This window comes from Chryseobacterium sp. RU37D (genome assembly GCF_900156075.1).
In the GTDB taxonomy this organism is placed as follows: Bacteria; Bacteroidota; Bacteroidia; order Flavobacteriales; family Weeksellaceae; genus Chryseobacterium.
Genome location: NZ_FTMM01000030.1, coordinates 23,241 through 35,319 on the forward strand (window position 1 = coordinate 23,241; position 12,079 = coordinate 35,319).

At 37.0% G+C, this 12,079-nt stretch carries 10 protein-coding genes and 1 pseudogene; 5 read left to right on the forward strand and 6 right to left on the reverse strand.

What is annotated here, in order from left to right; translation table 11 throughout:
• Positions 1 to 198 precede the first annotated feature (198 nt).
• Complete coding sequence (locus BW926_RS12640; RefSeq protein ID WP_076447564.1) at positions 199 to 2,433, forward strand: polyribonucleotide nucleotidyltransferase; 2,235 nt, start codon at positions 199 to 201, stop codon at positions 2,431 to 2,433.
• Between the two features lie 370 nt (positions 2,434 to 2,803).
• Positions 2,804 to 3,238, forward strand: a complete 435-nt coding sequence (locus tag BW926_RS12645; protein ID WP_076447566.1) for a cold shock domain-containing protein — start codon at positions 2,804 to 2,806, stop codon at positions 3,236 to 3,238.
• Between the two features lie 96 nt (positions 3,239 to 3,334).
• Here BW926_RS12645 and BW926_RS12650 read toward each other — a convergent pair whose 3' ends face one another.
• The 4 genes from BW926_RS12650 to BW926_RS12665 all read right to left on the reverse strand — a co-directional run bounded on the left by BW926_RS12650 (position 3,335) and on the right by BW926_RS12665 (position 7,188).
• Positions 3,335 to 3,670 (reverse strand): outer membrane beta-barrel protein, encoded by a 336-nt coding sequence (locus BW926_RS12650; RefSeq protein WP_076447568.1) that lies wholly within the window; start codon positions 3,668 to 3,670, stop codon positions 3,335 to 3,337.
• A gap of 93 nt (positions 3,671 to 3,763) precedes the next feature.
• Positions 3,764 to 4,855, reverse strand: coding sequence for a nucleotidyltransferase domain-containing protein (locus BW926_RS12655; protein WP_076447569.1), 1,092 nt, complete (start codon positions 4,853 to 4,855; stop codon positions 3,764 to 3,766).
• A gap of 11 nt (positions 4,856 to 4,866) precedes the next feature.
• Positions 4,867 to 5,616 carry a nucleotidyltransferase domain-containing protein gene (locus BW926_RS12660; RefSeq protein WP_076447571.1) on the reverse strand — a complete coding sequence of 250 codons (750 nt, stop codon included), beginning with the start codon at positions 5,614 to 5,616 and terminating at the stop codon, positions 4,867 to 4,869.
• 189 nt (positions 5,617 to 5,805) lie between these two features.
• On the reverse strand, positions 5,806 to 7,188 hold the full coding sequence (locus tag BW926_RS12665) for an RtcB family protein (RefSeq protein ID WP_076447585.1): 1,383 nt from the start codon (positions 7,186 to 7,188) through the stop codon (positions 5,806 to 5,808).
• A gap of 188 nt (positions 7,189 to 7,376) precedes the next feature.
• On the opposite strand from BW926_RS12665, the pseudogene BW926_RS12670 reads away from it, so the two are divergent.
• The 3 genes and pseudogenes from BW926_RS12670 to BW926_RS14420 form a co-directional block, all read left to right on the forward strand.
• A pseudogene (locus BW926_RS12670) lies at positions 7,377 to 7,706 on the forward strand (HopJ type III effector protein); the annotation flags it as partial.
• Positions 7,707 to 7,883: 177 nt separating this feature from the next.
• Entirely contained in the window at positions 7,884 to 8,903 is a 1,020-nt protein-coding gene (locus BW926_RS12675) for a helix-turn-helix transcriptional regulator (protein ID WP_076447572.1), read from the forward strand.
• 56 nt (positions 8,904 to 8,959) lie between these two features.
• The gene (locus BW926_RS14420; RefSeq protein ID WP_179078017.1) at positions 8,960 to 9,100 is read left to right on the forward strand and encodes a hypothetical protein; all 141 of its coding nucleotides are present in this window, start codon (positions 8,960 to 8,962) and stop codon (positions 9,098 to 9,100) included.
• 93 nt (positions 9,101 to 9,193) lie between these two features.
• On the opposite strand, the gene BW926_RS12680 is transcribed toward BW926_RS14420, so the two are convergent.
• On the reverse strand, positions 9,194 to 10,378 hold the full coding sequence (locus BW926_RS12680; protein ID WP_076447574.1) for a DUF1501 domain-containing protein: 1,185 nt from the start codon (positions 10,376 to 10,378) through the stop codon (positions 9,194 to 9,196).
• A gap of 69 nt (positions 10,379 to 10,447) precedes the next feature.
• On the reverse strand, positions 10,448 to 11,827 hold the full coding sequence (locus BW926_RS12685) for a DUF1800 domain-containing protein (RefSeq protein ID WP_076447575.1): 1,380 nt from the start codon (positions 11,825 to 11,827) through the stop codon (positions 10,448 to 10,450).
• Positions 11,828 to 12,079 lie beyond the last annotated feature (252 nt).

Here is a 12,079-nt window from a genome sequence, read left to right on the forward strand (position 1 = left end):
CTTTTTTGCTTTTTAATGAAAAAATGGAAAGCTTAACTTTTTTCAGAAAAATTATGAATTGATAAAACTTAACCCATCATTTTGATATTTTACTTTGAAAAATTTAAAAAATCATTATAATATATTACCTTTGCAACTAAAATTTAAAAAGTTTAAATATTAATCGTACTCAATACGGAGTACAAGAAGACATTTTTTATGAGTATACCTCAAGCGTTTATAGAAACGATTACTCTTGCAGACGGCAGAGAAATTACTATTGAAACGGGGAAGCTGGCAAAGCAAGCCGATGGATCCGTAGTCGTAAAATGTGGTGGAACAATGCTTTTAGCAACTGTTGTAGCCAATAAAGAAGCAAATCCGGGAGTGGATTTTTTACCATTAACAGTAGATTACAGAGAAAAATTCTACGCAGGAGGGAGAATTCCCGGAAATTTTTTTCGTAGAGAGGCTAAGCCTTCTGATGATGAAGTTCTTACAATGAGATTGGTGGACAGAGTATTGCGTCCGCTTTTCCCCGAAGATTTCCACGCGGAAGTACAGGTAATGATTTCATTAATTTCTTATGATAAAGCAGTAATGCCAGAAGCTTTGGCGGGTTTGGCGGCTTCAGCGGCAATTGCTATTACAGATATTCCTTTCGACGGACCAATGTCTGAGGCGAGAGTGGTAAGAATCGACGGACAATTATCAATCAACCCAAGCTACGAAAATTTATTAAAATCTGATATCGACATCATGGTAGGTGCTACAAAAGACTCTATCGTAATGGTGGAAGGGGAGATGAAAGAAATTTCTGAGCAGGAAATGCTGGAAGCAATCAACTTCGCTCACGCTGAAATTAAAAAACAGATCGAGGCTCAGGAAAGATTAGCTGAAAAAGTAGGCAGAGCTTTCCCTAAGAGAGAATATTCTCACGAAGTACACGACGAAGCCATCAGAGAAAAAGTATGGAAAGAGTGCTATGATAAAGTATACGAAGTAGCAAAAACTCCATCTAATAAAGAAGAAAGAGGAGAGAAATTCAAAGCTGTTCTTGATGAATTCCTTGCTCAATATGTGGAAGATATAGAAGAGCTGGAAAGAGTTACACCCTTCGCTAAAATATATTACCATGATGTAGAAAAAGAAGCAATGCGCCAGATGATCCTTGAAGACAATATTCGTCTTGACGGTCGTGATCCACAAACGATCCGTCCGATCTGGTCTGAAATTGATTATCTTCCGGGAGCTCACGGTTCTGCTGTCTTTACAAGAGGTGAAACTCAGTCTTTAACGGCTGTTACACTAGGTTCTGTAAAAGATGCCAACATGATTGACAGCGTAATCACGCAGCACGACGAAAAATTCTTCTTACACTATAATTTCCCGCCATTCTCAACAGGTGAAGCAAGACCTTTAAGAGGTACTTCAAGAAGAGAAGTAGGACACGGAAATCTTGCTCAAAGAGCTTTAACAGCAGTAATCCCGGCAGAAAACCCTTATACCATCAGAATTGTTTCTGATATTTTAGAATCAAACGGGTCGTCTTCAATGGCAACTGTTTGTGCCGGAACATTAGCATTAATGGATGCAGGTGTACAGATTACAAAACCTGTTTCCGGTATTGCAATGGGCCTTATTACAGATAAAAAATCAGGGAAATGGACTGTTCTTTCTGATATCTTAGGAGATGAAGATCATCTTGGAGATATGGATTTTAAAGTAACGGGAACTGCAGATGGTATCACTGCCTGCCAGATGGACATCAAAATCCAGGGGCTTTCTATGGACATTATGGAAAAAGCCTTAATGCAGGCTAAAGACGGAAGATTACATATCTTAAATAAAATCACGGAAACCATTTCTGAACCAAGAGCAGACGTAAAACCTCATGCTCCGAAAATGGTGGTAATGGAAATTCCGAAAGACTTCATCGGTGCGGTAATCGGGCCTGGTGGAAAAATCATTCAGCAGCTGCAGAAAGATACGGATACCGTTATCGCAATTGAAGAAATTGGTGAGATCGGACGTATCGAAATTGCAGGAACTGACAGAGAGAAAATCAATAATGCTGTTGCGAAGATCAACGAAATTACTTTCGTACCGGTTGTAGGCGAAGTTTACAAAGGTAAGGTAGTGAAAGTGATGGATTTTGGTGCATTCGTAGCAATTGCTAAAGGTACTGAAGGATTACTTCACATTTCTGAAATAGAATGGGCTCGTTTAGACAAAGTTCCTTATGCAGAAGGTGATGAGATGGAAGTGAAATTCATGGGTTATGATGACCGTAAAAAAATGAAGCTTTCAAGAAAAGTTCTTTTACCAAGACCTCCAAGACCAGAACAAAAACCAAGACCGGAAGGGCAGGGAAGACCAGAAAGACCAAACAGACCTGAAGGACAGCAAAATCAGGCTAAAGCGGAAGGTGATAAACCTGCTGAGCAGGCTTAAAAATAGAAACCACCGAAATTTTCGGTGGTTTTTTATTGTTAAAAAAAGTTTTAATTATTGTTTGATTAAGTGAATTGAATGTCAATTGTTTAAAAATCAAGTGACTTGTTCGGTAAGCTTATTTTTCGTATATTTGTAAACGATCTTAAAGACAGGTTCTCTGCTTTCGCAGTGTTGTAATTATTTAGAATATATTTTCTATACTTATTTTCTTCAATTGTTCACTGAACAATCATTCTAATAAATAAAAACAACCGGAAAACATATTACATCTCTTTTGGAAAGGATGTATTTAGATTAAAAGTTTAGATATAATATTATGTTTAAGCTTAAAATATTACTCATTAACAATTAAATTTTATAACAATATATGGCAGATTCTTTCTCTAAAAAAGAAAATTTCAAGAAAAAACAACAAAAACAAAAAGAAAAGGCTCAGCGTCGTGAAGAACGTAAAGAGAATAATGACAAGGGGAAAAGCCTTGACGAAATGTTCATGTATGTAGATGCAAACGGGCAGCTTACATCTATTCCTCCTGACCATAATGAGAAGGAGGAAATAAACCTTGAAAATATTCAGCTGGGTGCTGCACCGATAGAAGCTGAGGAAACAAGGAAAACTGGGATCATTACTTTTTTCAGTGAAAAAGGATACGGTTTCATTACGGAAGACAGATCCAAAGAAAATATTTTCTTTCATAGCAATAACTGTACTGAGCCTGTAAAAAAAGGAAACAAAGTTTCTTATGAAAAAGAAAAGTCTCCAAAAGGATTTTCTGCAGTAGACATCAAAATTGAAAAATAACAACTCACATTCAAAATAAAAAAGACTCTGAAAAAGAGTCTTTTTTCGTTTAAAAAAAATCAAAAACAGCAACCCGGCTTTGGATTGCTTAAAACATTAACCATTTCCAACCCTTTGCTTGAGGTCTTCCGCGCCTCCTGTTTTTCTAGGCTGAGCAGATTTTCCGGAACCAAAATTATAGGTATAAGAGAGGGTAGCTACTCTTGTATCCCTTCTCACTACAAAGTTTTCGACATAGCTTGCATAAACATTTCTTGCCTCAGGATTGCTGGTTAAGAAAATATTATTGAATGAAAACTTCAGGGTACTATTGTTTTTAAATTTCTTCTGGGTACCGATGTTTAAAGACCACATCGGCTTCAGGAACATATAGGCATATACCTCTCTTGCTTTGTAATTTCCTGTCAGCTCTGCGGTAAAGCCATTTCCCAATTTGAAAGAATTTATTTGTTACAGTTTTTTAGAATTATTTTTTGAAAAAAGTAAACCACCGTTTTAATGGTGGTTTTAGATAATTAAGTTACATTACTGATAAAGATTTTCCCTTATTTCAATCAGGATTTTTGTTGTTTTCTCTGAATCAGGGAAATCAGGAAGAGTAGATGTTGAGTGGTAAAATTCAATGGAGCGGATAAGATCTTCCGCTTTTTTCATTACGCTTTCGTAGGACCAGTTGCCGGCTTTGATGTCCAGAAGCTCATCACGGTTTTCTACGCGGATGCTTAGAGAATTTGTTTTGAAAATCTGCTCACACGACTGCAGGAGACGAATGGTATGCATCATATTTTTGCTGTCGTAGTTTTGCCCGTGATGCTGATTGACGTTATATCGGTCTTCATTCCGTTCAGAAACCCATTTCCAGTATTCGCGGTAATCTTTGCAATATGTGGAGTAGGCGTCGAGGTTACAGAACAAATAGGCAAGGGGTTTTCCCCCTTTCGGGACCGATGAAACGGAAATCTGATTGGCTTCTTCATTTTGAATAACTCCTTTATAATCCATATCTCCGGATTCGTTGTAGAAAAGTGCAAACATTCCTTTGGTATTGTCGATGCTTACTAAACCACATTTTTCCTGAACAAGACCACCCCGTCCTTTGGACACCCCTCCAGAGGAATGGAATTCTAGCAGCCATTTTTTCAATGGAACCGAGCCTTGATTCTGCAGAATATAGCAAAAATCAAGAATGGATTTTCTTTCTTTATTAATAGGATTCAGGATTTTTTTATTGAGTCCTTTGGCTTTTTTGATCTGTGAAATTGCATAACCCGCAAATGTATCTTTACACAATTTAGAAAGAAAATCTTCTGGCTTCAATAAATCCATCAACGGATTTTTATGCTGAATACAAGCTTCCGGACTTGCCAGAATTTCCAATATATTCGGATTGTTTTTCTGTAATAATTTAACCAATCTGCCGATTTCGTAGTACGTAATATCATTCGTTTCATTAGAAATCTGCGGGATATAGTGTAAACCAAAAAAGTCTTCTTTCGGTAAATAATACACCCCACGAATATCTGTATCTGAATTTTCTGTCGCGAGCCCGAAAGAGCGGCTTCCGGAGATGGCTTGGAAGAGGATGAGGTTTTTATGTTTTAAAGTTTCGATTTTCATATTGTATGTTTTTAAACTGATAATATTTCCCTAAAAACCCTTTCCATCTCAGCCTTCTCCACATTTCCAGCCTTCAAGCTCTTTGCTTTTTCTTCATTTTCCATTACCATTTTTTCCAGAAATCCGAAAAGTTCCCAGTCATTCGGATGGTAATATGATTCTCCTTTTGTAGCCTTTAAAGCGATTAAATTTTCTATTTTTGTTTTCGTAAAATCATCCACCAAAACCAGCAATTCACTGAATAAAACTGGCGGAACAGTCCCTTTTTCCAATATCCATTTTCCAGTTAATGTCGTTCGAAGGCAATAAAAATAGCTTTTTAATTTTATCTCTTCAGTTCGGCAGGCTTCAAGATATTTTTTGCTCATGCTCAGATAATGGTAAGAAACGGCTATCGGTGAAAAACATTCATCGGCCAAAGGTTTGAAAAGATCATAAAATCTTTCGTTCTTAACATAAACGATCGGTGAGTAGAACCAGCTCAATAAAGCCGCATTTGACTTCAGAAGCAAATGGAAAGTTTTCCTCAGATCCCATCCGGAACCGTCCAGATCGTTTTCAGTCATGAATTCTATGGTTTCATCTTTATCCCACGGCGAAAGATACCAGCTTTTTTCGTGCCGATATATGAACCGTATATCATAATCGCTATCCGGTGAAGCAAATCCCCAGGCCCGGCTTCCGGATTCTACGGCAAGAAGTATTTCTATACCGCGTTTTTCCTCTATTTCTTTTAGTTTTTCTAGTATTTTTGGTGTCATTTTTTTCGTTGTTTTATTTTGGCTAAACGCAAAGGCGCAAAGGTTTTTAAATTCATTGTGCTTTTAACACGCAAGAATATCATAGATTTTCAGCAAATTTTTCAGTTATAAATTTTATCGCAGATAAAATCCTTGCAACTTATTTTTTGAAGTTGTTAAAAAAGCTCTGCGCCTTCGATTGACAAACAATCAAGCTTTTCTAAACTTCTTCTTTTTCTTCCACGGTGCATTCTTCTGAACATCACCTGCCATAATACATCCGTAAGGCATAACTTCATCCAATACTTCACAAAGGCCGTATTCTTCGATCTGTGCTCTTACATTTTTTGCACTTTTATAGGCTGTTGGAAGTTCTGAAATATCAATTTCATTAGAGAAAAAACGTACATCAAGTCCTTTTGTTTCTTCTGCAAAGATTTCTTCAATTGTTTTATGAGCCAATGATCTTTTATGCTGGCTTCTGCTGAAATTTCTTCCTGCTCCGTGTGGTGCAAATCCCAGGTTTCTCTCATTGGTCGTTCCCTGAATGATCAGCACCGGCTCTGCCATGTTTAGCGGAATCAGCCTTGGGCCTGTAATATCCGGCATGAATTTATCATCCAATGGCGTTGCGCCTTTCGCATGGTAAAATAAATCTCCATCTTTGAAAACGAAATTATGCTCATTCCAGAATCTGTTTTCTTTTTTGATAGCAAGCTTGTTCAAGACAGCATCATGAATGGAAATATGATTTTCTTTTGTCCATTTTCTGATTAATTGAAGGGCTTCCCAGTACGATTTTCCTTCTTCGGTTTCATAAGGGATCCAGGCGTTTTCCCTTAATGTTTCAGGAGAAATTTCTATTCTGAATCTGTTGGCTACTTTCATTCCTTTATCATAAAGTGCAGCTCCGGGAGTTCTTGATCCGTGATGGGTTACCATCATTGTATTTCCGGTATTTTTTGAAATTCCGACGAATAAGAAATGGTTTCCATCACCCTGAGTTCCCATATGTGAACGGGCAATGCTGATTAATTTTTCGTCATTCAGGAAGTAATTTTCTCTGAAAGCATCAATTAATTCTTGGGACATTGGCATTTGCTCTCCTCTTGGTCTTCCTCCGTATCCGAAATGCGTTACAGTATGGGCTGCATCTAAAACTTCTTTAGGATCTGCTTTTCCAAAATCCGTCAACATTACAGAACAGCAGATATCCGCGCTATGGAATCCGGGATGGATTGCGTTGTTTGCTACAACAACCCCACCCACCGGGATATGACCTTCCGGGCCTGTAGGACAGGCATCGGGCATAATTGCTCCTTTTACAAGGGTAGGTGTTTTCATCAAAACCGTCATGGTATTGATTACTTTTTCTACATTATCATTTTCACTTTCATGTTCAGGTCTAATGTTGATCACAAAATCTTTTGCTGTTTCATGCAGCGGAATTAATTCCGGCTGTTTGAACTGCTCTAAGTATTCTTTGATTTGATTTTGATCTAAATTATTTTCGTTGATATATCCAATTGCTTCTTTAAACCATTTTGATGGTCTGTATCCAAGCTCGATTAAATTGTTTCCGTTAAATTCCATTTTGTTCATTTTTGATGTTGCAAAGTAAATAATCAAGTGTGCAATGTTTTTGCGTAGTTAAATTTATTTGATTATTTTTATTGCGAAGAAGGAAAATAAAGCAAATAAGCGGATTAGCGAATTAGTGAATGCCGATTGTGAGTATAAGCTTAAGGCTAATCAGCTTATTTACCTAAAAATATTAAATTATGTTATTCGAACAATTAGAAAAATCGGCTGAGGAAATCCAGTTTAAAAATGTTATTGCGTTTATTGATGAACATTATGACTTTACACCGACAAAATTTACCAATGGAAATACAGCAAATGAAGCGAATCAGAATAATGGCTCATGCAAGGTTTTCAGTTTTGCAAAGCTGAATGATTTGTCTAAACAGGAAGCATTATATCTTTTCGGAGAATTTTACAGAGATGATGTTTTGAAAAATCCGGAAGGAACAGACCATCAGAATATCAGGAATTTTATGGAGTTCGGCTGGGACGGGATTTCCTTTGAAGGAGAGGCTTTGAAAAGAAAAGTGAACCGTAAACCGTCCCGCGTGAGGGATGCGGAAGGTCCGACTGAAAGGAGGAGTTCAGGCTCGGGGCGAAGCCCCGAGCCTGAACCGAAACGAAGTGGAGCCTGCAGTAGCCCGGCCCAAAGCAGAAGAGATAAGCCATGGAACGAAGGGCACGCCCCAATAAAATAAAAAACAATGTCATCAAATAAAAATGCCCTTATCCGCTATAAGACACTGGATAAATGCCTGAAAAATAAATACCGGAAATATACTCTGGAAGATCTGATAGAAGAATGTTCCGAAGCTTTATTTGAGTTTGAAGGAAAAGAATCTTTTGTGAGCAAACGTACGGTACAGCTCGATCTGCAGAATATGCGAAGTGAAAAATTCGGGTACGAGGCGCCAATTGAAGTATATGAGAGAAAATACTACCGCTACAGCGATCCGGACTACAGCATCCATAATATTTCGGTGAATGAAAGCGACCTGAAAGCGATGAATAATGCGGTGCAGATTTTAAAACAGTTCAAGGATTTTTCGATGTTCAAGGAAATGAACGGAGTCATTCAGAAGCTGGAGGATTCTCTCCATGCAACCAGCCAGAAATCCATCATTCATCTCGATAAAAATGAGCAGCTTAAAGGGTTGGAATATATTGATATTCTGTACGATGCTATTTTAAATAAAAAAGTTCTCAATATTCTTTACAAGAGCTTTACAGCCAGGGAGACAAATAATTATCATGTACATCCCCAGCTTTTAAAGGAGTTCAATAACCGCTGGTTCCTGATATGCCTTCATAAAGGCAAAATGTATAATCTGGCAATGGACAGAATGGAGCAGATAGAAGTAGCCGAAAATGTCGTATATCTTGACAAAAATCTAGATGGAGATGTTTATTTTAAAGATATTGTGGGCGTAACGGTCTCCGAAACAATGGCTCCTAGAAACGTTGTCTTTTTTATAGATGCTTCCAACGCACCGTATGTAAAGACAAAACCGTTTCACAAAAGCCAGGAAATTGTAAGTGAAACGCAGGAAGGAACGATCTTTAAAATTTGTGTTCAGATCAATTATGAGCTGGAACGGTTGCTGCTGGGTTTCGGGGACTGCCTGGTGGTTCATAAACCTCGGAAGCTTAGACTAAAAATGGAGGAAAAATTTAAAAGCGGATTGAAAAATTATCAAAACCTTATAATTCCCGACGAAGATTAAGCTAAAATTTTTTTGTGGCTTGGAAATTGTATTGTGAAATATATAAATTAAAAATTATGAAATCAAGAATATTAAAAGCAGTAGTAGCTATTGTAGCACCCTTGGTGATTGAGTTTATAGTAAAAAAAATATCAGAAAAACTAGACAAAAAACCGGCTGAGGACAAAAAGAATATTCCAGTCGCAAATTTGGAGTAGTTAAATTTAGAATTATAAAAAAGTGGCTGTCCGAAATGGTTCAGCCTCTTTTTTTATTAGGATGGCGGCTGAGGTTCTCGAAGCCACACATAGTTACACAAAATCATAAATCCCGTTTTTCCACCCCAAAACTTTAGAAGAATCTGCCTTGAGCCAGTTTTTAAGTACTGTGGCATACACTTTTCGGAAGTCTTCAGTATAAATTAAGTCACCTTCATTAAGGTGATCCAAATCAGGAAGTGAGTTTAAAATTCCCTTCTTTTTCAGACCTCCACTGATAAAAAACATTTGGTTGGCCGTTCCGTGATCGGTTCCGTTGCTGGCGTTTTGTGCGACGCGGCGACCAAATTCTGAAAACGTCATTAGAAGAATATCATCAAATAAACCATTACTTTTCATATCGATCACGAATGATCTTACCGCTTCATTAATGTCATCAAACAATTTTTTCTGCCTCTCATTTTGGTTTACGTGGGTGTCAAAGCTCCCGATGGATAAATAGTAAACACGGGTATTAATATCAGATTTAATCAGTGAAGCAACGGTTTTGAAGTCTTTTCCTAGTTGTGAACTGGGATATGTTTGGTCTGTCTTTTTAGCCTTGCTTTTTTCAAAAATATAATCTGCATTATTGATGGTCGAGCCCAATGTTTGATATAGATAAGAAACCGTTTCATCGTCATGGTGATGGTCATATAAAGATTTGAAATACTTTTCCTGGCTGGTTTGGTATAATCTTTTCGGATCTTTGAAGGCAAAAGCTTTATTATTTTCACCTTTTAAGGCTAAACTAAGCATGTCATCCACTTCCAATGCCTGAGTTGGATGTTCACATTTATAACATTCTTCATCCAAAAATCTTCCCAGCCAGCCCGTGTCAAGGTATTCATCGCTTTTACTTGCGGAATGCCAGATATCCATGCTTCGGAAATGGGATTTATCCGGATTTGGGTAACCAACGTTGTTTAAAATTGATAATTCACCGTTATCATGCAGCTCTTTAAAAAAAGACAGCGCAGGGTTGATACCGGTTTCATCATTTAATTGCAAAGAATCTTTGATCGCAATGCCATTTCTTTCTTTAAAATAAATATCATTTTTTGTTGGGATAATGGTGTTTAAACCATCGTTCCCGCCGGTAAATTGCAAGACAACCAATATTTTCTGATTCGGCTCCAGTGCTTCATCGAATGTCATAGCCTTTAAAAAATTCGGCATCAGGAAAGATGCGGTGGCCAGTGAACTTATTTTTAGAAATTCTCTTCTTTTGATTAGCATAAAAGTAGGTTTTAGGTTAAAGATTTAGATTGCACTGAAACTGTCAGTTATAATCTGCAGCTTATCATCTTACATCAATTGATATTCAGGGGTTGACATTAGGTTAATTATGTTCATTTTCACACTATTGTCTGAGAAGCTTTTCACGGAATTCATATCCAGGGATTTGGGATTTTGAATTAAATAATCCTCAATATTTTTACCTGCAAAGATTTTCTCCACTCTTGCCCAGTCGATGGTGATATTGGGATTTTTAAAGGTTTTATTTAAAGCGGTTTCCCGGGATTTCATGCCCATATCAATATCGTCATCCGGCCGCGGTGTATATTCTAAAGGTCGCAGTCCGGACCAGATCTGAGGGATCTGAAGCCTCAACATAAGAGTAGAGCTATCTATCCACGATTTTCCGTTTGGCCAGCCCGCAACATTTGGTGGGTAAAGGAGCATTTGGCCTAATAGTTTTTGATATACAATAAGGTTTTCCGGATTTTGAATATTCATCGGAAGGGTTCTCATAATCCCCGCCATCAGCTCAACGGGTGCTTTTACCCTGTTCCCGATATTTTTCTTATCATAAAACCATGAGCTTGAGAAAATATTAGTCATCAGCTTTTTAATATCGTAATTAGACTGATAAAAACTTTCGCTTAGCTTGTTAACAATATTTTCATCAATATTTTCATTCACAAAAAACCTGTAGATTTTAGAAGTAATGAATTTTGCGGTAGGTTTTTGCTCAAGAATAATATTCAAAATATCTGATCCTGTAAAATTTCCTGTTTTCCCGAGGAAAATTTTTGTACCCTCATCATGTTGCTTCTGTCTTTCCACAAAATTTCCTTCTTTATCGAAGCCCCAGCCTGTAAATGCTCTTGCGGCTTCTCTGATATCTTTTTCGGTATAATTTCCGCGTCCCATGGTGAAGAGTTCCATGACTTCACGGGCAAAGTTTTCGTTGGGATGATTTTTTTTATTTTGCTGATTATTAAGGAAATTCAACATTGCAGGAGCCTGACTTACTTCAAATAATAAATCTTTAAAATTCCCCAAAGCATTTTTCCGTATCACATTCAAAATCTGCCTATTGAATTTCGGGTTTTGCACTCTTGAAGCAAAGTGGCCATGCCAGAAAAAGGCCATTTTTTCCTTCATTTGTTCCTTGCTGTTGACCATTTTATCAAGAAAATTAAGGTTCAGTTCCAGGTTTTGCTCACGGTTGATTTTCTGGATCTCCTTTTTTCTTTCGGCGGGAGTTTTATCGTTCATATAATCAATAGCTTCCACATCGGGAGTATCATAATTGATATAAGCGAAGGTTTTTTCGCTGAAAAGCTCATTAATTAAAATTTTAATATCTGTATCTGCAAGATTTTCCAGCTGGCTGATTCCCGCACCGAAACCTGCACGCCAAAGAAGATGCTTATTGTTAATGAGTGATGTAGAAGACATTTTATATTTTATTTTTTTGATGTTTTTGACATTGAAAGGTTAAAATGAATAATGGTTAAGAATTGTTAATATTAAGGTTTCTGTATTTTATATGAAATGTAGATTTTTAAATTTAAAATTAATTTTTACCTTAATACTGGTTAGTTTTTTTAATATTGAAGTTGTTTAAACTTTTAATTTTTTGATTAATCTTAAAGAAAATGCTAAAAAATGCAGATTCTTCCAAGTAATATCCAACGTTTCAAATCTTAT